Below are 23,135 nucleotides of genomic sequence, written 5' to 3'. Positions count from 1 at the left end.
AAAAAACACTATTTTCACTGAACTAATGACAGCATTAGAAAACAATCTTATCAGCTACTTTGGTGTGATGCCAGAAGAGAGTTTGCAGGCTATCAGCTCGCGCTTTCATTTACAATCAATGAAAAAAGGGGATTGCTTTTTGAAAACAGGTACACCTTCAAGAAAGCTCAGTTTTATTAAATCAGGGCTTATGAGAATTTACAAGCAAACGGAGGACAAGGAAGTCACCCAGTGGATTTCTACTCCTGGTTATTTTGTAGCAGATCTTTCCAGTTTGCTTTTTGACACCCCGGCACGCTGGACCATTGAAGCCTTGACGGATGCTGAGCTTTTCACCATCAGCGGAGAAGACTATAAGTCCATCGGAAATGTAGTTCCCAATTGGCATGAGTTGGAAAAGCTATTTATCGCCAAATGCTTTACCTTTTTAGAAGACCGGGTTTTCACCCACCTTTCCATGACTGCCGAAGAACGGTATTTGCATTTCTTTGAATACAATAAGGAGCTTTTCAACCAAGTTCCGCTCCAATACATCGCCTCCATGCTTGGCATGACACCGGAAACTTTCAGCAGAATCAGAAATAAGCAACTCAGCCAATCTTCTTGATTTTTATCAAGAGCGCCCTCCTTGCTACTTGCCAATTTTGCCTCAACACTAAAACAATTAACAATGAGGAACTTATTAAAATTGGAAGAAGCTGCACTATTCCTACTCAGCATTTATCTTTTCAGCACTTTAGACTTTGCCTGGTGGTGGTTTCCAGCACTCTTGTTGGTTCCAGACGTAGGAATGATCGGGTATTTATTTAATCCGAAAATTGGAGCTTTCATTTATAATCTATTCCATAACCGGTTAGTGGCTGCCGGTATCGCATGCTATGGATTGGTATTTGAAAATGAGTATTGGATCCTAGCTGGGCTTATCTTATTTGCGCACATTTCTTTGGATAGAATGATGGGCTATGGTTTGAAATTTAACGATAGTTTTCACCATACGCATCTGGAAAAAATAGGAAAAAAGAGATGAAATCAGGGATTAACATAAGAAAACTCAAATCCAACTAACTCATTTTCAGATAATTGTTTTGATTAATCACTATTTTATGTAAATTAGGAATCTAATTCCAAAATTACATAAAATGGATTATTTTGATCGACATATAAAAGACAAGGCTCTATCACTATTAAGTAAATTCCCCTTATTAGCTATTACTGGCCCCCGTCAATCCGGAAAAACCACTTTCGCCAAAAGATTGAGACCAGATTTTACTTATGTAAATCTGGAATTGCCGGAAGCGAGGAATTTCGCTAAATCTGATCCTCTGGCTTTTCTCAGATCTTATCAAAATGGAGTTATTTTGGATGAAGTTCAGTGGGTACCAGAGTTATTCTCCTATTTACAGGTATTGACTGACGAAAGAAATATACCGGGAGAATATATACTTACCGGGTCTCAAAATTTCCTCCTTTCTAATCAAATCACCCAATCCCTAGCTGGACGGGTGGCTATGTTGAACTTACTTCCATTTTCAAAGGCAGAATTACCCCCTCATATCCAACTGCAATCATGGGAAGCACTGACTGTAAATGGTGGATATCCTAGAAAATATCAGTTTGACATCTCTCCAAACGACTACTATCCCAATTACATCCAAACTTACATCGAGCGTGACGTGAGGCAGATCCTAAATGTGATGGATTTGGGTAATTTTCAAAAGTTTCTCCAATTGCTAGCGGGAAGAGTTGGCCAGATCTTCAATCAAAGCAATTTCTCAAATGAACTGGGAATCGATCAGAAAACCGTAAATGCTTGGCTTTCCGTATTGGAAACATCCTTTATAGCATTTAGACTTCCTTCCTATTATCGCAATTTCAACAAGCGGATTTTGAAATCACCGAAAGTGTATTTTTATGACACCGGTGTACTGTGCAGCCTATTGGGGATCAAGCGTGCAGAAGATTTGAATGTACATTTTGCACGGGGTTCCTTATTTGAAAACCTAGTGATTTTAGAACTCATGAAAAAAGAACTCAATTCTGGACATATTCCAGCCATGTACTACTGGCGGGACAGCAATCAAAACGAAGTGGATCTTTTGCAAGAAAATAGCGGGAAATTGACGGCTATAGAAATCAAATCTTCAGAAACCTATCATTCAGATTTTCTCAAAGGCTTGAAATACTTCCGAAAAATAGCACCTGAAAGTGCTGCGAAACTCATTTACGCAGGAAGTCTAAACCAAGAACGAGAAGGTATTCAAATCAGTAATTTTCAAAATTTATAAATCAAGAACTCTCAATACTTAAGGAATCCCAGATTCTGGAGAAGCAGGGCAACTCTAAAAATGTGTACTCTGCGCAATCCTCCGCGGTCTTTGCGGTAAAATACTAATGACCTGCTTCTGGAGAAGCAAGACAACAAAGACCAGGGCAAAAGAATAATACGTTTATTGGTAAAAAAATATGAATAGCGCTCTCCGCGAAACCTCCGTGACCTCCATGGTTAAAAAAGGATTCCACAATCATGCCTCCGAAATTGGCTTTTTCCCTATTTTTGCCCCTCTAAATACAAATCCGATTATGTCTATTGCCAGCAAATACGATCCAGCAGCTACCGAAGCCAAGTGGTATGCCTACTGGATGGAGCACAAGCTTTTTTCATCGAAAGTAGATCCTAACAAGGAACCTTATGTGATTACCATGCCTCCACCAAACGTTACAGGCGTCTTACACATGGGGCATATGCTGAACAATACCATTCAGGATGTATTGATCCGTCGGGCTAGAATGCAGGGCAAAAATGCACTTTGGGTTCCGGGAACTGATCATGCTTCGATCGCTACCGAGACCAAAGTAGTAAACTTGCTGAAGGAACAGGGAATCGATAAAAAGTCCCTTACCCGTGAGAAATTCCTGGAGCATGCCTGGGAATGGAAAGAAAAATACGGCGGGATTATACTAGACCAACTGAAGAAGTTGGGTGCTTCCTGTGATTGGGACCGCACGGCCTTTACCATGGATGCAGGCTTGAGCGATGCGGTAATTTCTGTTTTCGTGGATTTGCACCAAAAAGGGAAAATCTATCGTGGTATCCGAATGGTCAACTGGGATCCCAAAGGCAAAACAGCCCTATCCGATGACGAGGTAATCACCAAAGAAATTGCGTCTAAGCTTTATTACATCAAATATCAGATCGAAGGGACGGAAAATGAATTCCTTACTATCGCTACCACGCGTCCTGAGACGATAATGGCGGATGTGGCAATCTGCGTCAATCCAAATGATCCTAGATTTACGCATCTGAAAGGCAAGAAAGCCATCGTTCCGCTGATCAATAAAGCCATCCCAATCATCGAGGATGAGTACGTGGACATGGAGTTTGGTACAGGTTGCCTGAAAGTAACTCCCGCTCACGACATCAATGATTACGAACTTGGACTGAAGCATAAACTGGAAGTAATCGACATCCTGAATGATGACGGAACGCTGAATGAAAAAGCCCAGATTCTGGTTGGCGAAGATCGTTTTGTTGCCAGAAAAATGATCGGCAAGAAACTGAAGGAAATCGATCAGTTGGAGAAAATAGAAGACTACAAATCTAACGTAGGTCACTCCGAAAGAACTGATGCGGTCATCGAGCCAAAGCTTTCTTTGCAGTGGTTCCTGAAAATGGATGAGATCACCAAACCAGCCCAAAAGGCTGTATTGGAAGATATCATCCAATTGTATCCACCGAAATTCAAGAACATGTATCGTGCTTGGATGGACAATGTACGCGACTGGTGTATCTCCCGTCAACTGTGGTGGGGACATAGAATTCCCGCTTATCACCTTCCAAACGGAGAATTTGTAGTTGCTAAAACTGCCGAGGAAGCCTTGCAACTTGCCAATGAGCAATTTGACGGTACGTTTACTTTGGCTGATTTACAGCAAGACGAAGATGTTTTGGATACTTGGTTTAGCTCTTGGCTTTGGCCTATCTCTGTGTTTGATCCGGAAGTATTCACTACGGGCAAGCCGAATGAGGAATTAAAATATTACTACCCAACTAATGACTTGGTAACTGCACCGGAGATTCTATTCTTCTGGGTGGCGCGTATGGTCATTGCTGGCTACGAATACATGGGCGAGAAACCTTTCAAAAATGTGTACCTCACTGGTATTGTTCGTGATAAACTAGGCAGAAAGATGTCCAAGTCTTTGGGCAACTCACCTGATCCTTTGGACCTGATCGCACAAAACGGTGCTGATGGAGTACGTACAGGAATGCTCTTCTCCTCTCCTGCCGGAAATGATTTGCCTTACGATGACAAGTTGGTCGAGCAAGGAAGAAACTTTGCCAACAAGATCTGGAATGCGTTCCGACTGGTAAAAGGCTGGGAAATAGATCCAAATTTGGATGGTTCTGCAAATGCTTCCAGTATTGAATGGTTTGAAAACAGATTCAATCAGGCTTTGGTAGAAATAAACGAGCACTATGAGAAATTCAGGATTTCCGATGCCTTGATGACTACCTACAAATTGGTTTGGGGAGATTTCTGCTCGTGGTACCTAGAGATGATCAAACCTGAATACCAGCATCCAATTGACCAAGCGACTTACGACAAGACGATTGAATTGTTTGAAGATATTCTGAAAATCCTTCATCCATTTATGCCATTTATCTCCGAAGAGCTTTGGCACCAAATCAAGGAAAGATCAGTAGAAGAATCATTGATATTAGCTTCTTGGCCTCAAGAAAAAGGATTTGACAGCAAGATCATCGAGGAAGCAAATCAGGTTTTCGAGGTAGTTTCTCAAGTGAGAAACCTACGTGCTTCGAAGGGTATGTCTCCAAAAGAATCGTTGGATTTGACCATCAATGCTAAAAATGAAGCATTGTACGGAAGATTCTCAGCGGTTTTGAATAAGCTAGCGAATTTATCATCGCTAAACTTCGGTGAGAAGGTGGAGAATGCAATCAGCTTCGTAGTGAAGTCTGATGAGTGCTTTATCCCAATGGGCGATTCTATCAATGTAGAAGAGGAAAAGGAGAACATTCAGAAGGAGATTGATTATACCAAGGGCTTTCTGAATTCCGTGATGAAAAAGCTCAGTAACGAGCGATTTGTAGCTGGAGCACCTGCACAAGTGATCGAAATGGAGCGCAAGAAACAAGCAGATGCTGAAGCCAAGATTAAGGCTTTGGAAGAGAGTTTGGCTAAGCTGGGATAAGATGATAATTCTCCCGCAAAGGTGCTACGGCGCAAAGGAAATCCTAAGGAATTGAATAATTCAAAAATAATTGCAAAACCGGAGGCTGATAAAGTCTTCGGTTTTTTTTATTTGATCTTCCTGGAAGAACGACCACAACTAATCACATAAAACAAAACTTCGAGATTTTGAAAATCTCAAAGGTTATGAAAAATAAATCTTGCCTTTTGCGAAAACCTCCGTGAACTCTGTGCCTAAAATTAAAAAAGCCCGGTTGAACTCAAACTCAACAGGGCTTTAACATTTATACTTTAGGAACTTATGCAGCGTTTCTAGCCGCATTGATTATTCCAAACATACTTCTTAAAATCAATTTTTGAAGTACCTCAGTGGTATTACCGGTTTCAAGGATTTGCTGAATCGCATATTGCTGTACCGTAATCAATGGCAACACGATACGCTCACGAATCTCGATTGACTTCTTGATCACTTTATTATCACCCATCAATTCCTCCATTGAAGAAACTTCTTTCAGTTTTTCAATAGATCTGAGATACTCATCATACATGATCTCCCAGAACTCTCCATAATTCTTATCCTGCTTCAAATATGCTGTAGCTGGGTAAAAACATTTCGTAAGCGACTGCATAGAATTCCCAAGAAGTGCTCTGAAGAAAAGACTGTTGTTATACAATTCTTTCAACTCACCCAATTTCCCTTTCTTTTCCAACACCTCAACCGCCGCTCCGACTCCATAAAAACCTGGAATATTCTGCTTCATCTGAGCCCAGGAACCGACGAATGGAATAGCACGAAGATCTTCAAACTTCAAGCCTTCACCTTTCCCTCTCTTCAAAGGTCTGGAGCCAATATTGGTCATTCCAAAATATTTCAAGGGAGTCACATGCTCCAGATATGGAACAAATTTCGGATGACTCTTGAATTTCTTATAGGACTCATAAGCCTCTCCGGCTAGCTCATCTATCAAAGCTCGCTGCTCAGTATTTAGATTCTTGTCGGCTCCTCCATACAGATGGTTTTCAAGACCTGCACTCAGGAGTTGCTCAAAGTTGTAAGTACAAGACGCTTGCTTACCGTAATTTGCAGAAATCGTCTGCCCTTGGATCGTAACCTGGATCTCTGAATTCTCTACTTTTTCTCCTAGCGAGGCGTAGAAATTATGCATATTTCCTCCACCACGGGCAGGTGGTCCACCTCTACCATCGAAGAACACGACTTCGATTCCATTCTCTCTGGAAACTCTGGTCATCTCTTCTTTGGCTCTTAGAATTGACCAGTTGGCCTGAAGATATCCACCATCCTTGGTTCCGTCCGAGAATCCAAGCATGATCGTTTGCTTATTTCCTCTAAACTCCAAGTGCTTTTTGTACTCAGGCATATTGTAAAGACTGGTCATGATTTCCGGCGCTTCCGCCAAATCATCAATCGTCTCGAAAAGCGGTACAATATCCAAAGGCATATTTTCCTTGCCTTTACCTAAGATCAACTTATTCAGTTTAAATACTTCAAGAAGGTGCTTTCTGGATTGGCAATTGGAAATAATGTATCTATTCATGATCTCCTCCCCACTTTCCTGCTGGATAGATTCAATCACGCCCATAGACTTCAAAATCTCTTGGTTGAATTCATCTTGTAAAGAATCGATTTCAGGCAGTTCAGTTAGGCTCATGATCTGGGCTATCTGCTCGTCTTCCGAACCTTGAAGTTCTTTACCTTGAAGTGCAAAAATCTCTTCAATCAACGTATCGTGCTTCCGGCTATCCTGACGCATATCCATGCAAGCGAAGTGGAAACCGAAGATTTTTACTTTGAGAATAAACTGATCTAAAACATCCAAGAAAAGTCCTTCGTGATGCTTGATTAGACCCTCTCTTGCAGAAAGCAAATCTGCAAGCAACTGCTCTTTTGTTTGATATACTGGATTATTTTCAAAAAGAGTAGAATAAAGTCCTCGCTCGATGTTGATCAAAATCTCTTCAACATGCTTGAAAGTAAGCCTTCTCCGCACCTTACGAACATCTTTGTAATAGCATTTTATAACCCATTTTTTCAGGCGAGCCGCTACTTGCTTGGTGATCTCGTGCGTCACAAATGGATTACCATCTCGGTCTCCTCCTGGCCAGAATCCGACCTTGAGCAATCCCGGATTATCCCAATCATGAAGCGGAATATTCAAAGAGCCGAGAAGTCGAATCATAATATCCGAAATACTCTCATAGAAAATGTTTTCGAGGAACCAGATCAAGCTGACAGCTTCATCGTAAGGAGTAGGTTTTTCACGTTTTGTGAAGCCTGTTTTCCCTAATTGCTGCAAAAGTGAGTTGATCTTACCGATATCATCCGTGCGGATAGCATTTTCTAGATCTGTGATGATCGCGAGTACATTGCCAGGATAAAACTGCGTCGGGTGAGCAGTAAGTGTAAGACGTACTGAGAACGTTTTCAACTTTTCGATCAGCTCTTCCCTTTTGTTGTCATTATCAGTTCTATCGACCAAAGCCTTGATTGTTCCTTTACCTTTAAGGTCATGGATTTTCTCATAAGCAGCATCCTCGATCGAGTCAAACAAAACAACTTGACGTTCAACGTATTGAATCATCTGGAAAAGCAGATCCGATTGCTGCTCAGGAGTAGAATCAGGCATCAATTCATCGAAAAACCCTGCAATAATTTCCTTCGGAGTCAATCCTTTTTGGAAACCATTCTGACATGCTGTCCCTAAAATCGGAAGCAGAGTTCCGGTACGGTAAATGTCATTGAAGGGAAGATCTAAAAATAAACTGTTGTAAATGGTGAAGCGCTTGGCTACTTGGGTATCATAAGTTTTATACATTATTCTTCTTCCGGTTTAATGGTTAAGCAAATTAGTAAAAATTCTAAAAACTGAAATAACTATTGACTATTCATTAAAAAATAATCCAATTCTCTTACTTTTCAGCAATCAAACAAGTCTTTTCTCGATAAAAACACAAATTCATCATTTCAGATAATTCAATATCTTTCGGTTATGCAACGATCACTTTTATTGGCAGGACTTCTCGCTATCTCTTTCTCTTGTACTACGGAAAAATCAACTGAAGAAATAATAGAAACATCCATGACTTACTCCTTCCTGGTAGGCACTTACACTGAAGATTCAACTCAGGGAATCAATCAACTTGATTTTACTCCTTCGGAAGAAAAATTAGAAATCAGAACGATCTTTCCAGGCATCAAAAGCCCTTCCTTTGTTTTGGCAAATTCAGCTGGAGACAAGGTCTTTACTTTAGAGGAAATAGACAATGTTCCGGGAGGAAATATTATAAGCCTGAGCAGAAATTCAGACAAACCTTCTCTCACTAAAATTTCTGAATTACCAAGTTTTGGAGATCATCCCTGTTATCTGGCACTTTCTCCAGATGAAAAATTCCTGACTGCTGCCAACTATAGTGGCGGAAATTTTAGTGCTTATAAAATTGACGAAAAAGGAAATTTAACCCATCTGCAAACTATTCAGCACGAAGGAAGCAGTGTAAATAAAGGCCGGCAAAGCGCTCCACACGTTCACAGCACGGTATTTAGCCCAGATGGTAAATACCTTCTTGTGGCCGACCTGGGAACTGATGAGGTATATGTTTATGATTTTGATGCAAATTCTCCTGAACCACTGACTTTAAACAATGCCTATAAAACAACTCCCGGTGATGGACCAAGGCATTTGGTTTTTTCCCAGGATGGAAAAGAAATTATGCTCGTGCAAGAGATGACTGCCGCCCTAGAAATCTTAAGTTTTGACGAAGGAAAAATCACTCCTAAACAACGCATTTCTCTCATTGCCGACGATTATAAAGGAGCTATTGGAGCTGCGGAAGTTCGGCTTTCTCCTGATGGAAAAAATATTTATGTCTCAAATAGAGGAGATGCTAGTAGCCTTTCCGTTTTTGCTAAAAAAGATGATGGCAAGTATTGGCTAATTCAACAAACAACATCCGGAGGCATCATGCCAAGAAATTTCAATCTGACCGCAGATGGCAAATACCTACTTTCAGCTCACCAGGCAAGTGATGATATTGTGGTTTTTGAGCGAGATTTGGACACAGGAAAGCTCACCCAAACGGACTGGAAGGTGAGTGTTCACCGTCCTGTTTATCTTTTCAGACTTGGTGACTAGGAAGGTTGCTCCCAAACAATCTCGGAATTGTAGCGAATGTGGCCTTGATCGATTTCCAGAGGAGAATGTAGATTATTCTCATATAATTTACCAGTCCCCAAACCCTGAGGAATAGTGGCGGCCAAGCTATCTGCAAGCTGAGCTACGGCATTCAGACCAATATTGCTTTCCAAAGCTGAAGTCATCCACCAGCCTATATTTCTTTCTTCTGCCAACTTAATCCATTCCTTGGTTTCTAAAATCCCGCCTAGTAAAGTGGGTTTTAAAATGATATGCTGAGGTTGAATTTTATCCAGCAATTCAGCCTTATTCCTCACTCCTATCAGCTCCTCATCCAGTGCGATTGGCAGTGCAGTAGCTTCGCAAAGCTTCTTCATCGCCTGCCAATTCCCAGCTGCAATTGGCTGTTCTATGCTGTGCAGACCATATTGGGCTAGTTGTTGAAGCTTTTTGAGTGCGTCTTCTGGAGAAAAGGCACCGTTCGCATCTACTCTAAGTGTGATCTGATCTTTTGAGAAACGATCTCTTATATAGGATAGAAGATCCAATTCCTGCTGAAAATCAATAGCACCTATTTTCATTTTGATGCAGTTAAAGCCATTGGAAAGTTTCTCTTTTATCTGAGACAGCATAAACTCTTTCTCTCCCATCCAGATCAATCCATTGATTGGAATAGTTTTATTTCCTTCAAAAAAATCATTCCCAAGAACCTTCTTTTGACCTCCATTCTTCAAATCTAGAATGGCAGCTTCCAAGGCAAAACGAATACTTGGTAACTCAAACGGAATCAGTTCCTTTAATTGATTTAAAACCTCTATTTCATCCTCGACAAAAGCAACCTGACACATTTCTGACAAGGTTTTTCCTAGAATTCCCTCAAAATCCTCCCGGTCATCCAAACTCAATTTTACCAGCGGTGCAGCTTCTCCCCAACCTATAACATCCGGTTGATCAGCGTAAAAAGCTTTGATCCAAAATACTTCTTTGGTTTTTAAAACCCCTCTCGAAGTACCTGCGTCAAACTTAAAAATCAAAGTTCTCTTAAGATAGTCAAAGTTGATTTTTGAAGAGTCTGACATGGATTAGGGAAGGTTTTGGAAGTAACTTGCAATGACTTGGGCTATATTTGCAGGCAGAAATTAACCCCACCATGCAGATCCCAGCAATAGATTTACGCGAGTACGAATATACATTACCAGAAGAAAAAATCGCCAAGCACCCATTGGCAAAGCGTGATGCTTCTAAACTTTTGCACTACAAGGACGGTCAGATTTCTCATTTAAATTTCAGCAACATTCCTGATTTGCTTCCGGCAGACACGCTTTTGGTTTACAATGACACGAAGGTAATTCCCGCTCGATTGATTTTTCAGAGGGAAACAGGAGCTAGAATAGAGATCTTTTTACTACAACCAATCTCTCCTACTACAGTGATCCCTGAGATCATGTTGGCGAAGCATCCCGTGATTTGGGAGACAATGATCGGGAATGTAAAAAAATGGAAGCCCAGCGAAGTACTAAAAGGCCAAATTCCATTTCAGGGTGGCACTATAACCCTTGAAGCCAAATTAATTGACAGAGAAACTCGAAAAGTAGAATTTTCCTGGGATAGAACTGATGTAGCATTTGTGGATGTGGTTGAAGCCAGCGGTGAAGTCCCACTTCCACCCTATTTGAATCGCAAACCTATTGAGGAAGATAAATCCCGGTATCAGACAGTTTACTCTGAAAAAGAAGGTGCAGTCGCTGCTCCTACAGCGGGGCTACATTTCACCCCAGAGATTTTCCAACAACTTAAATCCAAAGGAATCAAAGAGGCTCAAGTTACACTACATGTGAGTGCAGGCACTTTTCAACCTATCAAAGCAACTCATGTCACTGAGCACCCCATGCACAGCGAGCAAATCCATGTGAATCGGGAAACGATTGAAATGATCCTATTGCACCTTGGGAATGTGGTGACAGTTGGAACTACCTCCGTGCGGACTTTGGAAAGCCTATATTGGTATGGAGTAAAGTTGATCGAGGGAAAAGATGAGGAATTGAAAATAGAAAAGCTATTTCCTTATGAGGATAGAAAAAGTTTGCCGTCTGCTCAAAAATCCTACGAAGCTATTCTTATTTATATGAAGGAAAAGGGTTTAGAAACCATCATGGGAACCACAGAGATATTTATTTTTCCCGGATATCAGTTCAAGGTTGTAAAAGGATTAATCACCAATTTCCACCAGCCGGGCTCCACTTTGATTCTCTTAATCGCTACAATTCTTGGAGATGATTGGAAACGCGTTTATGTGGAAGCGCTGGAGAATAACTACAGGTTTCTAAGTTATGGAGATAGTAGTCTTTTAAGGATAGATTAATAGAAACACCAACAAAAATCAGTTGAAGACTGAGAATAGTCAGATTTAAGCTTCTTGCAAACTGAATTCAGCAAATTCTGAGTAGTCTATTTCTTTGACCATTAAAATCATAGCATTGGCAAATTCCTGTTTGCATGCAAGTACTTCATACGTATAATACAAGTCATCAGTGATGGTAATCTCTAAAGAACCGAAAAAACGATTTAGTTCATCCTGGGAATTTGAACGAATAGATACACATCCATTTTTCAATTCGCTTTTCTCAATCAAAAATTTGGCAGAAGATGTTTGGATTTTCATAGTTGGCTTTTTAATACGAACAAATTTAGCCCCGCTAAACTTCAATTCTATACCCTATACAGGGTATTTTTCATAATTTGGGTAAGAAAATGTCAAATTATTTTATTTGATTTTCAGCCCCTTAAGTAAAAAGAATTCATCATAGAAATCCTATCTGGTAATGATTTGTTAAAGTCTAATCAATTGGCTTATATTTGCATCGCTTTACAAGGTGGATGAGGCAAATAAATCAGCTTACATCCTAAAAATTCATCGAAAGGATGAAATCGTAAATCGAAAACTAAGCCGAGTAAAAATATCTAGAGAGTTGGGTGAGTGGCTTAAACCAGCAGTTTGCTAAACTGTCGTACGTGTCAAAGCGTACCGGGGGTTCGAATCCCCCACTCTCTACCAGTAGGCTACTGAAAAAGAGCGAGTTACGATCCTAAAAATTGTAAACTCGCTTTTTTTTATTGCTATAATAAATCATAATCACTTAACTATCATTTAGTTACATGATTTTCAGTGGGAATCAAACTACTGTGTGGACCAATCGGAAAAACTGCCTTTGCTGCATTTAATCGCGGTCATACCCCTATAATTTTCATAATTTCCTGTAATTCCAGTGCGTCATTCGTGGCGTTCGCCTAGTCAAAAAAAAAGACGCTCTGAAATCTTTATAAAATACTGAATTACAAAATGTTCAATATCTGATCATCTTGTGATTTAGAACTTGCATTCCGAGTTTTGTTCAACCTAACTAATCAAATCATGTTAGAAAAAAGCTTCGGATTGCTCTTCTTTTGAAACAATCGACAAAAAACACCAAAGGAGACAAGTATGTGTACTTGCGAATTACAGTTGACGGAACAGCTAAAGACCTGTCAACAAAAAGATTATGGAGCCCAAAACGTTGGAATTCAGCCATTGGAAGGGCAAACGGTAACAAAGAGGAGGACCGCACCTTAAACGCCTACCTCGATTCTCTCCACCACAAAGTACTTCAGGCGAAAAAACAGCTAATTGATTAAGATAAGGAAGTGACTTCTGAAGCATTAAAAAACGTGTTACTTGGAATTGGAGAAAAGAAAAGGATGATTCTTGAAATATATCAATTACACAACGACTAGGTAGAGACCTTATTGGATAAAGAATTTGCCTATGGGACACTTCAACGCTACCGCACATCCTTGGACCATACGCGAAGTTTTATTCGCTGGAAATACAATAAGGAGGATATGGATATCAAATCTCTTGATTACGATTTCATCTCTGGCTATTCCTTTTGGTTAAGGTCTATCCAATACTGCAGCCACAATACCACAGTAAAATACGTGGCCAACTTTAAGAAAATCGTCTTGATCTGCATAAAGAATGGCTGGCTTCTTAAAAACCCATTTATTCAGTTCAAGATGGTCAAAAAAGAAGTTAATCGCGTCTTTTTAACCTGGCATGAAATCCAAACTATCACTAACAAAAGATTTGTGACTGACAGGCTAAATCACGTGAGGGATATTTTTCTCTTTAGCTGCTATACTGGACTTACCTATATAGATGTCAAAAACCTCAGCAGAAATCAGACATCCACAGGAATTGACGGAGAACAGTGGATCTATACCCATCGGCAAAAAACAGACTCCCCTACCCGTTTGCCTTTATTGCCAAAAGCATTGCAGTTGATTGAAAAGTACCAAGACCATCCACAATGTAAAGATGGGACTAATGTATTGCCAGATTGAGTAACCAAAAGATGAATTCCTATCTAAAAGAAATCGCGGATGTATGTGAGATCAATAAACCGCTCACCTTTCATATTGCCCGGCACACTTTTGCTACAACCATAACCTTGGCCAATGGAGTCCTTATTGAAACCGTATCAAAAATGCTGGGACACAAATCCCTTAAGCAAACGTAGCATTATGCCAAAATCCTGGATATGAAGATAAGCTTTGACATGAAGGCGTTAAGGGAAAAGCTACAGTGAATTCAGACCACCCCTTTTTAATAAAGAGCCAGAAACTCAAAAATGAAACTTAAATTGAACAGTAACAATGGAAAATAAAATCGAAATATATCAAGGAGCAAATGGACAGACTCAAATTGAGGTAAGATTTGAGAATGAAACTACTTGGTTGACAAACAACCAGCTAGTAGAGCTTTTTAAATCCAGTAAAGCAAACATCAGTGAACATATCAAACACATTTTCGAATCTGAAGAACTGGACAAAGACTCAACTGTTCGGAATTTCCGAACAGTTCAAATGGAAGGTAAAAGAGCCGTTGAAAGAGAAAGAGTGCATTATAACCTAGATGTAATAATCGCTGTCGGTTATCGAGTTAACTCCAAAAGAGGCACACAATTCCGTCAATGGGCAACCCAACGGCTTAAAGACTTCCTTGTTCAAGGCTATGCGATCAATGAGGCAAGGCTTTCTCAGAAGCAACAAGAAGTCCAGACCCTGAAAGACGGAATCCGAATCCTAAGCAGGGTAATAGAACAAAAAGCAATAGATCAAAACTTGGATTGGCTCAATCATTTTGCCAAAGGTCTTGAGTTGCTCGATGATTATGATCATGAGAACCTGGATAAAAAAGGGTTAAATAAGAGACCTGCACATTATCCAGAGATGGCTGAATACAAAGAGGTAATCCTGTCAATGAAATCAGATTTTGAATCCGGTGTATTTGGGAAGGAAAAAGACGGAAGCTTTGAAAGTTCAATTGCACAAATCAGTAAAGGATTTGGTGAAGAGGACTTCTATCCGACACTTGAAGAAAAAGCTGCTACGCTTCTATATCTGATTGTCAAAAATCACGGCTTCGTCGATGGCAATAAAAGAATAGCCGCAGCTTGCTTCCTTCTCTTTTTGCAGACAAATGATCTATTGCACAATGGCGAAGGACATTCAATCATCAGCAATGATGCATTAGCAAGCCTAACCTTGTTCATTGCTTCCAGCAAACCTGAGAGCCTGTCCCGACGAATGTCGGGAAGATGGAAACGGTGAAGAAATTGGTGATCAGTGTATTAAATAGAAATTATTAAAATCTCCATCTCATACTATTCAATTAGGGGTAGGTTCATTCTACCCCTTCTTATTTGGTAAAAAAACATCTTTAGTCGATACTTTACTAAGTCCATTATAAAAACAGGATTAAAAGTTTCAAAAAATGATCTTTTCCTACGTTCCATGACATTGATTTTTGTTAGGTGAATACATGGAGGCTGTAGTCTATTAAAGCTAGGATAACGGCATAAAATGCAATTGTGATAGTTTCGTGATGATTAGACTTTATCTTTCCGACCCAGATTATTTTTCTTATGAAAAAAGTACTTGTCGTTGAAGACGATCCAAACATCAGTCAGTTGATTCAGATCCACCTGAAGGATTTGGACTATAAAATCCATGTAAGAAATAACGGTAGGGAAGGATTTGAGGAAGCAAATTCAAATACTTACGACCTCATCATATTAGATATCATGCTACCGGAGATGGATGGTATTGCCATCTGCCAACGCTTACGGGCTCTGGATAATTTCACACCAATTCTCATGATCACGGCTAAGTCAGAAGAAATTGACAAAGTCTTTGGTCTGGAGTCAGGAGCGGATGACTACATCACCAAGCCCTTTAAAATACGTGAGTTTATAGCCCGAGTAAGGGCAATCATGCGCAGGCAGGATCAGTTTGCCTTGCTTGCAGCAAAAGAGGTGAAGCTGATCAAATTTCAATCACTGGAAATAGATGAGAAAAAGCGGAAAGTGATCTTGTCGGGGAAAAGGATAGATCTCACTCCGAAGGAGTTTGATCTTTTGGCGCTATTGGCCAAGAATCCCGGTAGGAGCTATTCTCGCTCAGAACTACTCGAGCTAATCTGGGGATATGACTTTTCTGGCTACGAGCATACGGTAAATGCGCATATCAATCGTCTTCGCGCCAAAGTAGAAGCCGATCCTAACAATCCCGTGTATATCCTTACCACTTGGGGGGTAGGATATAGATTTAACGATGAATTTTAAGCCATAATCATGAAAAGTTTATTTCTAAGAATTTCCTTAATTTTTATTTTGGTCTTGTTGATTGTAGGCTGTTCCTATGTTCTTATTACAGCGGTAACTGCACAGCGCTATTTCCAGGAAACCACGCAGCGCCTCAATGCTACTGTAGCGGAATATATGATCAAAGAGGTCAATCCATTTGTGGACGGCGAAGTGAACGAGGCAGCACTTGGAACCATTATGCATTCAATGATGGCAGTGAATCCTGGCATTGAAGTTTACTTGCTTGACCCAACGGGTGAAATCCTATCCTTTGTGGTTTTAGATCAGCTAGTCAAGCTCAAGCGGGTTGATTTAGCTCCTATCAAAGAGTTTATAGCAGCAAAAGGAGATGGTTTTGTGATGGGCGACGACCCTCGAAACCCAGGAGAAAAGTCCGTTTTCTCTGCTACTGCTGTTTATGAGGAAGATCAATTGCTTGGGTATGTCTATATTATTTTGGCCAGCGAAAAATATGAAACCGTTGCTTCCGGAGTTCTGGGAAGCTATTGGATGCAGTTGACTTTTAATTCAATTCTGATCACCCTTGTTGTTGCCTTATTGATTGGCTTGGTCCTAATTGCGTGGTTGACCAGACACTTGAGAACCATAGTCAAAACTGTGGAGCGATTCAAAGACGGTGACTTGCATGCCCGTGTTCCAGATTACAAAACCAATTCGGAGTTTGCTGTATTGGGAGATACCTTCAACCACATGGCGGAAAGAATTCTTGACAACATTGAAGAACTCAAAAAAGTAGATAGTCTCCGCCGGGAATTGATTGCAAATGTGTCCCATGATCTCCGAAATCCTTTGGCTATCATCAATGGGTATATAGAGACGCTTCAGATTAAGGGTGATTCCCTTTCCTCAGAGGAGAAGGAAAGCTACTTGAAAATAATAGGAAATAGCACCGATAAGCTTACGCAATTAGTTGCAGACCTATTCGATTTATCCAAATTGGAGTCGGGGCAAATGCACATGAAGAAAGAGGATATAAATGTCCAGGAATTACTTCAGGATAGTTGCTTGAAGTATGAACTGCTGGCAAAATCGAAAAGAATTTCAATTGAAACCAGCATATCACCAAGCTTACCGATGGTTAGTGCTGATCTATACCTCCTAGATCGTGTGATTCAAAACCTGCTTGACAATGCCGTTAAATATACTCCTCTGGATGGTGAAATCAGTATTGAAGCCAACCCTAAAGGAAATGGAGTAGAAGTCAAAATCAAAAACTCTGGTGGTGGCATTCCTCAAGAAGATCTTGAAGCAATTTTTGATCGATATTATATGATTGATAAAGAAAGACAAGGAGTGGAAGGAACCGGGTTGGGCTTGGCAATAGTAAAGCGAATCTTAGAAGCCCATGGGTCTGAAATCCATATCGCGTCTGATTCTAGTAGTTTTACGGAGTTTGTTTTTGAACTGCCCGTGGAAGCATGAGTCAAGTGTATATAATATATGGATATACGGAATGATGCCAGTAACCAATATTTCTCTGCTCAACCGGCCTGAAGACCGATGACCGAAGACCGAAGTGGCCTCAATTCTTAAGTTTAACATATCCTATGCTGTTTTTGCCTTCTTACAGGTAGAAAAGTGGATATACATAATCTAAAATCTGGAAGAATTAGCCCTTCCAGATTTTTCTTGTCCATTTTTTGATTTCGAAAAATGGAAATTATGCATTTTCCCCCTACTCCATTTAATAACCTCAAATACGGTGGCCGAGCGAAGTCTAGGCCATTGTGATCTACTGGCAAAGAAGCGTATAATCAGAATATAATAAAAAGAAAGCCAACTAGGATTAATTAGTTGGCTTTTCCAGTTACTGCTAGTTTGGCGGATTCTATTTCAATTCAGCAAACCCAAATGGAATAGCAGCAGCACCGCACCAGATTATTCCATGAGTGAATTTAGAACTGGGTGGTCCGGTTAGCGAAAAAAAATGCTCACCGGATTTCCCTACGATAGATACCAATTGAAAGGAATCACTTTCTGCTAATTTAAGTCTATTAGAGGTTGACAAATACACGGTTACAGTTCCCGTGGTGAATTTTGACGTAAAATCTTCGGTAAGCCTCAAGAATAATTTTCCGTCTTTAGCCTCAACCAACTGAACCATGCCTTTGGTGCTTGTTCCACTTTGAGCCAAAAGGCTACCAGTCCTTAAAACTGTAATGGGGCCATCCACTTCGACAGCGTCTGCAGGTCTCATCATCTGATCAGCGTCATTCATTGAGCCACTGTCGCACCCTAGAAGAACAATGCTAGTGACTAGTGAAAAGAGGAGTTTGGTGAAAGTTTTCATGAGGGATCAATTAAAGGTTTGGAGATTTCTGAAGAGTATTCTATTTCTACTGTAGTTAATCATGCCCTGCCTTTTCAAGGCAGAAAGTGTCTTGGTGACGGTTTGTCTGCTTGAATCGGAAAGCAAGGCAAACTCCTCATGGGTCAGATTGATTTTCAGGAGTGTTTCTTCTCCATATTTATGACCGATTTTCAGTGCCAGTTCCTTTAATATAGACTTGATACGCTGCTCAGCATCTAAGGAGATCAACCGTTCATGACGTAAAGAAGCTTCCACCGCGCGATCAATTAATTTTTGGGTCAGCTGCGATTTGACTTCAGGGGAAAGGCTGGCAGAATCATCTATTTTCTGGATCATCGTCCCGTCTTCCAGCGCAATGGCATAACAGAGGTTTTTTCGATGGATCAGGGAATCAGGTTCTCCTTCACCGATTACATCACCCTCAGTGGCAATCTTTTGAATCGTTAGAGTCCCATTTGAAAGCATTTTTTGAAGTTTAATGCTTCCACTTTTTACTAGAAAGAACCCATATGAAGGTTGATCTTGCTTATAAATTACCTGCCCTTTTGAGTAGCTTTTGTAGCAAGGGAAATTTACTTGAACTGCTTCTCTATGCGATTGAATGTGGCTCGTTATCATTATTTCTTTGGTTTATATTCATAGTAAACTCCTAGGCTGAATACACCTGAGGAATAGATATTTTTCCTGGAGTAGATCCAGTCGTTGAAATTCCGGTAGTTCAAATTCACTTGAATGTTTTTATAGACAGGAACAGCCGCACCAAAACTATAGCTGGTGTATTCTGAACCGTCGCCACGTACAAAATCCGTCGCGACGGCTATATTGTCCACTGACTTTAATGCGTTTAATCGTGCATTTACCCAAACAAAACCAGAGATATGGTAGCCGATCTCAGCACCTAAAGCAAATTGATCGGAAAAGGAAATCCCCTCGTATTCTGTTCTGAAATTATAGCTGGTGAAAATATTCCCATAAAATGGGATGTTCGGCAGTGCAAACGAAGAAGCCAAAGTGCTCCAAACGTTAAATTCCCCGTCTCCAGACGGCAGGTTGATTTGCTCGAAGTCATTGACGATGCTTTGGGCAAAGTGGTTGGCTTTGCCAATAGGGAGCTCTGGAGCAACAGAAATACTTAGCGGAAAATACTTTTTAAGCAGTGCATGTTTAAACTCCAAACGTAAATCCCCAAGCCCACCCACCGTTTCAGTAGTTTCAAACCCATTCCAGGTTTGAAGAGGCCAATTAGCAATAATGTTGAATTTGTCAGTCACTCCGTATTCCCCATAAAAGACCAATGATTGTTGGGAGAATTGGTTGGTTTCAAGTTTCTCACCATTCAAAGCATAGTAATTGTCAGATTTCATAGTCTGAAACCCCAGTTGATAGAACCCTTCCGTTTTCTCTTTCGTCCACCCACTTTGTGCCGCAATTTCAAATGAACACAAGCACATAAACCCAAGGCTTATGGCCTTGAGTTTAGCGCGTACTTTGTTATTGGGTACCACCTGGCTATTAGAGCAGAGGAGCATTTCCAAAAGGAATACCTACTGAACCGCACCATAAAAGTACGTGAGAGTATTTTGCAGTATTCATTCCTGCGGGAATGGCAAAGAAATTCTCGCCAGCCATTCTCACTGGCCCTAATACCAATAAATCCGGATTTCCATTTCCGGGATCTGCCATGAAAGTGGAAGATGTAGAAAGATAAACCGTGACAGTACCTGTAGCCAGTGCCGTATTGAAGTCCTGACTTAATTGTAAGAATTCCTTGCCTTCGGTATCTGTCCCGATACTGGCGGTACCCATTGATCCGGCACTATTTTGATCAATAAAGCTACCACTTCGGGCTACACTTAGAGTTCCGGTAGGCCGGGTGGGATCAATGGTAACCGGATCATTGTCATCAGAGCAAGAGACTAAGCCTAAAAAGGCTACATAAAAGAGGATCAATACTTTTTTCATGATTGTTAGGTTTTGGTTTACCCAAAATTGCCCTTAGGGTATCACAAAAAAGTCACGGAAGAGTAACCATTCTATATCCGGGTGTTCTTTGGTTGAGGATTAAAAAGCTGAATTATGAAAGTGAATTCTTGATCTCCCGAAGAGGTCTAAAAATACCGAGGAAAATAGCATTAGCTAACTTGAAAGTCTCCGGAAAAAGTAAATAATCCTGTTCCTTTTTGAGGCATTGTGATTGTTTATGATCTCAGATTGAAATGCTTTCAGAATCATTGCACAGTTTGGGTTACCTCATAAAAAGCCGGAAAGCAGGCGATAAACTTTAGCCTTCTGTTAAATAACAAATTCAACCTTCATTCTTTTTTTAATCTCTGCCTAATATTTAATTCTAAAACATAAAAATCAATTGACATGCTGTAATTCCTAAGGAAATAGAGGGATTCTATCTTGCCTTACGATGAAAAGGAAAAAAAATAGGATTTGTCAAGCACAAAGAATTCTGGTTTACAGCCTGATCCCTATTACCCTGTTTGTTTCTCTATTGCCCAAAGGAAATTTGGAGCTATGGACCAACCAGTTTCACCATCCCGTTCTTGATTTTTTCTTTCTATACTGGACCAATCTAGGCGATGGAATTTTGTTTTTATGGCTGATTCCCATCTTAACCTTGAAGCGATTATCCTATGGAATATTTATGTGCATCAGCGCGCTCCTGCAAGGGATAGTTATAAGTATTTGTAAGCAGGGACTATTCAAAGGCATGCCAAGGCCAGTTGAATACCTCCAAGGAATAGACTTTTACCAGGTTCCTGGGTTAAACCTGCACCATTGGAACTCTTTTCCTTCAGGACATACAGCCACTGCCATGGGGATTTCAGCGGGGTTAATGATCATTTTTCACAAAGACCGAATACTAAAAACATGCATTTTTGCTCACAGGACTTCTGGTTGCATTCAGTAGAGTTTATTTGATGCAACACTTTTATATCGATGTTTTAGTTGGATCTCTGGTTGGAATAAGTTGTACCTGGGTAGCGAGAGAACTTACACTTCGGTATTTTTCAAAAAAAATCTTCCGAAAATCCCTATTCAAAACAAAGCCCTCCAAAACCCGAATTCACAGAATCAAACAACAGCTTACGGCAAGACGGGCATCTGCCTGATCAGGACTGTTTCCTTGTTTTCAAAAGGATCCTTCGCCCTGAAAATCTCCTGAAATTGAGCAGGAAATGATTCTAAATGCTTCGCATCCGTGATGATGATAGCGTCACTATTTTCATCTGGGACCCAGGCGGGGATTGTTTTCTGCAGTTGAAGTGGAAAGGCGGGATTGAAACTTCCCCAATAAACCACCTCTTCGCTAGTTTCCAGGTAAGGCATGGAGAGCACGACTGGATTCTGTCGGTCTAGCAATGGAAGGATCTCTGTGAAAAGTAAAAGTCTTAACACCCCATACCCCAAAGCCAAAGAAAGGAAGCTTCGCCAAGGGTTTTGACGCCAGAGGAATGCACCTAAAACAAAAGCCAAAAGTAGCGCAAACAGGGGTACCGAAAGTTCTTCTCCCAAATAGAGCAACTGTAGATCCCTGCCAAAAAAGATCACAACTGGAACGGCCATCAGCATAACTCCTATCAGTAGATTAGTGACGAAAACCCCCTTAAGTTTCTTGATTCCTTTAACCTGCCATCCCAACAGCACTGCCATAAATGGAAATGCAGGAGCTATATAACCTGGCAGTTTGGTGCTGGATAGCGAGAAAAAGCATAACGTGATCCCAATATATACCAGAGAAATCAGAAGGAGCGGTTGAGAAGTCAACTTTCTGAAACGTCCCCTCCATGGTAAAAACAAGAACAGGGAAGCAGGAAAAAAACCGCCAAGTGCGAACAAAAATGGCAAATAAAAAGGCCCACCATGTCCCTCCATGGGTTGGGAAAACCTGGAAATATTGTGTTTAAAAACAAACTGACTGAGCCACTCACCTCCATAATGATAGTAAACCAAAAAATACCAGGGCAAGGCAATCCCGCAGAATAACAAAACCGACATGGGATCCAGCATCCTTTTCCAAAGGGATTGTGGGGATTTGCGCTGCAAAAGTAGGTACCCCAGACCTGTCCCTGCTACTAACACCAATGCTACAGGCCCTTTGCTTAAAAAAGCCAACGCCAGATAAACAGATGCCAGACGCAGGTGCTTTTTGGGATGTTGCTCGTCTTGGAAAAAAGCCTCCAGTTTCAAAATACAAGCGGTAAGAAATAAAATCAAAAAAGGATCCGGAACAGCCAAACGAAACTGAATGCCCCATTGCAAAGAGGCAATCAACCCGACATAAGCCCAACCCGCTTCCTTTTCCCCAAATCGCTCCCGAACTCGGAAGAAAATCAAAAGACCGCAGACCCAACCCGCCAATGCTGGAAAGAACCTGGCAGCAAATGCGTTCACCCCAAATAACTTGTATGCAATACCAAAGAAAAAATAGTGCAAAGGTGGCTTATCGTATCGGGGTTCCCCATTGAAGGTAGGAAAAAACCAGGAAGCATTTTCCCACATTTCCCTGGCTGCTTCCGCATTTTTGGCTTCATCTAAAATATAAATACTAAAGGAATCCAAGCCCCAAAAGGCAGTGAATAAGCCAAAGGCCAATAGCATCCAAGATTCAAGTTTGAGGGGGATCATTTACCCCCGAAAGTAAACCCCACTGAAATAGAATAGGCTAAGCCTATGTTAATCTTCTGTTAGATAAAAAAAAATCGAAACACAACGTTTCGATTTTCCTAAAATTATCCGGCTTAAG

The 23,135-nt window shown here is 40.7% G+C and carries 22 protein-coding genes and 1 tRNA gene; 15 read left to right on the top strand and 8 right to left on the bottom strand.

What is annotated here, in order from left to right:
• The first annotated feature begins 25 nt into the window (after window positions 1-25).
• The 4 genes from BM386_RS00440 (at window position 26) to BM386_RS00425 (ending at window position 5,214) form a co-directional block, all read left to right on the top strand.
• Window positions 26-607 (top strand): Crp/Fnr family transcriptional regulator, encoded by a 582-nt coding sequence (locus BM386_RS00440; protein WP_091691101.1) that lies wholly within the window; start codon window positions 26-28, stop codon window positions 605-607.
• A 63-nt stretch (window positions 608-670) separates the two neighbouring features.
• Complete coding sequence (locus BM386_RS00435; protein ID WP_091691100.1) at window positions 671-1,027, top strand: DUF4260 domain-containing protein; 357 nt, start codon at window positions 671-673, stop codon at window positions 1,025-1,027.
• 112 nt (window positions 1,028-1,139) lie between these two features.
• Window positions 1,140-2,285, top strand: coding sequence for an ATP-binding protein (locus BM386_RS00430; protein ID WP_091691099.1), 1,146 nt, complete (start codon window positions 1,140-1,142; stop codon window positions 2,283-2,285).
• A gap of 295 nt (window positions 2,286-2,580) precedes the next feature.
• A complete protein-coding gene (locus BM386_RS00425) occupies window positions 2,581-5,214 on the top strand; it encodes a valine--tRNA ligase (RefSeq protein WP_091691896.1) in 2,634 nt (877 codons plus the stop codon).
• Window positions 5,215-5,512: 298 nt separating this feature from the next.
• Here BM386_RS00425 and BM386_RS00420 read toward each other — a convergent pair whose 3' ends face one another.
• Complete coding sequence (locus BM386_RS00420) at window positions 5,513-8,047, bottom strand: phosphoenolpyruvate carboxylase (protein WP_091691098.1); 2,535 nt, start codon at window positions 8,045-8,047, stop codon at window positions 5,513-5,515.
• Window positions 8,048-8,221: 174 nt separating this feature from the next.
• Here BM386_RS00420 and BM386_RS00415 point away from each other — a divergent pair, with 174 nt between their 5' ends.
• Entirely contained in the window at window positions 8,222-9,364 is a 1,143-nt protein-coding gene (locus BM386_RS00415) for a lactonase family protein (protein WP_091691097.1), read from the top strand.
• Here BM386_RS00415 and BM386_RS00410 read toward each other — a convergent pair.
• Window positions 9,361-10,443, bottom strand: a complete 1,083-nt coding sequence (locus BM386_RS00410) for an o-succinylbenzoate synthase (protein ID WP_091691096.1) — start codon at window positions 10,441-10,443, stop codon at window positions 9,361-9,363. The two genes, BM386_RS00415 and BM386_RS00410, sit on opposite strands and share 4 nt — an antisense overlap.
• Before the next feature lie 71 nt (window positions 10,444-10,514).
• Between BM386_RS00410 and BM386_RS00405 the strand changes: the two genes are divergently transcribed.
• On the top strand, window positions 10,515-11,726 hold the full coding sequence (locus BM386_RS00405; RefSeq protein WP_091691095.1) for an S-adenosylmethionine:tRNA ribosyltransferase-isomerase: 1,212 nt from the start codon (window positions 10,515-10,517) through the stop codon (window positions 11,724-11,726).
• A 45-nt stretch (window positions 11,727-11,771) separates the two neighbouring features.
• Here BM386_RS00405 and BM386_RS00400 read toward each other — a convergent pair whose 3' ends face one another.
• Complete coding sequence (locus BM386_RS00400; RefSeq protein WP_091691094.1) at window positions 11,772-12,026, bottom strand: hypothetical protein; 255 nt, start codon at window positions 12,024-12,026, stop codon at window positions 11,772-11,774.
• Window positions 12,027-12,327: 301 nt separating this feature from the next.
• On the opposite strand from BM386_RS00400, the gene BM386_RS00395 reads away from it, so the two are divergent.
• From BM386_RS00395 to BM386_RS00375, 7 genes are all read left to right on the top strand, one after another.
• Window positions 12,328-12,419, top strand: a tRNA-Ser gene (locus tag BM386_RS00395).
• A gap of 428 nt (window positions 12,420-12,847) precedes the next feature.
• A complete protein-coding gene (locus BM386_RS23860; RefSeq protein ID WP_244545456.1) occupies window positions 12,848-13,036 on the top strand; it encodes an Arm DNA-binding domain-containing protein in 189 nt (62 codons plus the stop codon).
• A 111-nt stretch (window positions 13,037-13,147) separates the two neighbouring features.
• Complete coding sequence (locus BM386_RS23855) at window positions 13,148-13,744, top strand: tyrosine-type recombinase/integrase (RefSeq protein ID WP_244545421.1); 597 nt, start codon at window positions 13,148-13,150, stop codon at window positions 13,742-13,744.
• Window positions 13,745-13,755: 11 nt separating this feature from the next.
• Window positions 13,756-13,920, top strand: a complete 165-nt coding sequence (locus BM386_RS23850; RefSeq protein ID WP_244545420.1) for a tyrosine-type recombinase/integrase — start codon at window positions 13,756-13,758, stop codon at window positions 13,918-13,920.
• A gap of 136 nt (window positions 13,921-14,056) precedes the next feature.
• On the top strand, window positions 14,057-15,013 hold the full coding sequence (locus tag BM386_RS00385) for a virulence RhuM family protein/type II toxin-antitoxin system death-on-curing family toxin (RefSeq protein WP_091691093.1): 957 nt from the start codon (window positions 14,057-14,059) through the stop codon (window positions 15,011-15,013).
• 314 nt (window positions 15,014-15,327) lie between these two features.
• On the top strand, window positions 15,328-16,026 hold the full coding sequence (locus BM386_RS00380) for a response regulator transcription factor (RefSeq protein WP_091691092.1): 699 nt from the start codon (window positions 15,328-15,330) through the stop codon (window positions 16,024-16,026).
• A 9-nt stretch (window positions 16,027-16,035) separates the two neighbouring features.
• Complete coding sequence (locus tag BM386_RS00375) at window positions 16,036-17,490, top strand: sensor histidine kinase (RefSeq protein ID WP_091691091.1); 1,455 nt, start codon at window positions 16,036-16,038, stop codon at window positions 17,488-17,490.
• A 406-nt stretch (window positions 17,491-17,896) separates the two neighbouring features.
• Here the strand turns inward: BM386_RS00375 and BM386_RS00370 are convergent, their stop codons facing one another.
• The 4 genes from BM386_RS00370 to BM386_RS00355 form a co-directional block, all read right to left on the bottom strand.
• Window positions 17,897-18,358: a DM13 domain-containing protein gene (locus BM386_RS00370; protein WP_091691090.1), complete on the bottom strand. Its 462-nt coding sequence runs from the start codon at window positions 18,356-18,358 to the stop codon at window positions 17,897-17,899.
• 6 nt (window positions 18,359-18,364) lie between these two features.
• Window positions 18,365-18,997 carry a Crp/Fnr family transcriptional regulator gene (locus BM386_RS00365; protein ID WP_091691089.1) on the bottom strand — a complete coding sequence of 211 codons (633 nt, stop codon included), beginning with the start codon at window positions 18,995-18,997 and terminating at the stop codon, window positions 18,365-18,367.
• Window positions 18,997-19,743, bottom strand: a complete 747-nt coding sequence (locus tag BM386_RS00360; RefSeq protein WP_139235806.1) for a hypothetical protein — start codon at window positions 19,741-19,743, stop codon at window positions 18,997-18,999. The genes BM386_RS00365 and BM386_RS00360 overlap by 1 nt, the downstream gene beginning before the upstream one ends.
• Window positions 19,744-19,891: 148 nt before the next feature.
• Complete coding sequence (locus BM386_RS00355; protein ID WP_091691087.1) at window positions 19,892-20,341, bottom strand: DM13 domain-containing protein; 450 nt, start codon at window positions 20,339-20,341, stop codon at window positions 19,892-19,894.
• 454 nt (window positions 20,342-20,795) lie between these two features.
• Here BM386_RS00355 and BM386_RS00350 point away from each other — a divergent pair, with 454 nt between their 5' ends.
• Window positions 20,796-21,299 carry a phosphatase PAP2 family protein gene (locus tag BM386_RS00350; RefSeq protein WP_091691086.1) on the top strand — a complete coding sequence of 168 codons (504 nt, stop codon included), beginning with the start codon at window positions 20,796-20,798 and terminating at the stop codon, window positions 21,297-21,299.
• A gap of 10 nt (window positions 21,300-21,309) precedes the next feature.
• Entirely contained in the window at window positions 21,310-21,501 is a 192-nt protein-coding gene (locus tag BM386_RS24065) for a hypothetical protein (RefSeq protein ID WP_091691085.1), read from the top strand.
• Here BM386_RS24065 and BM386_RS00340 read toward each other — a convergent pair.
• Window positions 21,476-23,017, bottom strand: coding sequence for an ArnT family glycosyltransferase (locus BM386_RS00340; RefSeq protein WP_091691084.1), 1,542 nt, complete (start codon window positions 23,015-23,017; stop codon window positions 21,476-21,478). The two genes, BM386_RS24065 and BM386_RS00340, sit on opposite strands and share 26 nt — an antisense overlap.
• Window positions 23,018-23,135 lie beyond the last annotated feature (118 nt).

This window comes from Algoriphagus locisalis, from assembly GCF_900116615.1.
In the GTDB taxonomy this organism is placed as follows: domain Bacteria; phylum Bacteroidota; class Bacteroidia; order Cytophagales; family Cyclobacteriaceae; genus Algoriphagus; species Algoriphagus locisalis.
This window is presented reverse-complemented; position numbering and strand designations above follow the sequence as displayed.

Bases quoted from the DNA above. Each gene is read 5' to 3' on its own strand.
- BM386_RS00440 (WP_091691101.1), top strand. From the start codon at position 26: ATGACAGCATTAGAAAACAATCTTATCAGCTACTTTGGTGTGATGCCA.
- BM386_RS00435 (WP_091691100.1), top strand. From the start codon at position 671: ATGAGGAACTTATTAAAATTGGAAGAAGCTGCACTATTCCTACTCAGC.
- BM386_RS00430 (WP_091691099.1), top strand. From the start codon at position 1,140: ATGGATTATTTTGATCGACATATAAAAGACAAGGCTCTATCACTATTA.
- BM386_RS00425 (WP_091691896.1), top strand. From the start codon at position 2,581: ATGTCTATTGCCAGCAAATACGATCCAGCAGCTACCGAAGCCAAGTGG.
- BM386_RS00420 (WP_091691098.1), bottom strand. From the start codon at position 8,047: ATGTATAAAACTTATGATACCCAAGTAGCCAAGCGCTTCACCATTTAC.
- BM386_RS00415 (WP_091691097.1), top strand. From the start codon at position 8,222: ATGCAACGATCACTTTTATTGGCAGGACTTCTCGCTATCTCTTTCTCT.
- BM386_RS00410 (WP_091691096.1), bottom strand. From the start codon at position 10,443: ATGTCAGACTCTTCAAAAATCAACTTTGACTATCTTAAGAGAACTTTG.
- BM386_RS00405 (WP_091691095.1), top strand. From the start codon at position 10,515: ATGCAGATCCCAGCAATAGATTTACGCGAGTACGAATATACATTACCA.
- BM386_RS00400 (WP_091691094.1), bottom strand. From the start codon at position 12,026: ATGAAAATCCAAACATCTTCTGCCAAATTTTTGATTGAGAAAAGCGAA.
- BM386_RS23850 (WP_244545420.1), top strand. From the start codon at position 13,756: ATGAATTCCTATCTAAAAGAAATCGCGGATGTATGTGAGATCAATAAA.
- BM386_RS00385 (WP_091691093.1), top strand. From the start codon at position 14,057: ATGGAAAATAAAATCGAAATATATCAAGGAGCAAATGGACAGACTCAA.
- BM386_RS00380 (WP_091691092.1), top strand. From the start codon at position 15,328: ATGAAAAAAGTACTTGTCGTTGAAGACGATCCAAACATCAGTCAGTTG.
- BM386_RS00375 (WP_091691091.1), top strand. From the start codon at position 16,036: ATGAAAAGTTTATTTCTAAGAATTTCCTTAATTTTTATTTTGGTCTTG.
- BM386_RS00370 (WP_091691090.1), bottom strand. From the start codon at position 18,358: ATGAAAACTTTCACCAAACTCCTCTTTTCACTAGTCACTAGCATTGTT.
- BM386_RS00365 (WP_091691089.1), bottom strand. From the start codon at position 18,997: ATGATAACGAGCCACATTCAATCGCATAGAGAAGCAGTTCAAGTAAAT.
- BM386_RS00360 (WP_139235806.1), bottom strand. From the start codon at position 19,743: ATGAAATCTGACAATTACTATGCTTTGAATGGTGAGAAACTTGAAACC.
- BM386_RS00355 (WP_091691087.1), bottom strand. From the start codon at position 20,341: ATGAAAAAAGTATTGATCCTCTTTTATGTAGCCTTTTTAGGCTTAGTC.
- BM386_RS00350 (WP_091691086.1), top strand. From the start codon at position 20,796: ATGAAAAGGAAAAAAAATAGGATTTGTCAAGCACAAAGAATTCTGGTT.
- BM386_RS24065 (WP_091691085.1), top strand. From the start codon at position 21,310: ATGCAACACTTTTATATCGATGTTTTAGTTGGATCTCTGGTTGGAATA.
- BM386_RS00340 (WP_091691084.1), bottom strand. From the start codon at position 23,017: ATGATCCCCCTCAAACTTGAATCTTGGATGCTATTGGCCTTTGGCTTA.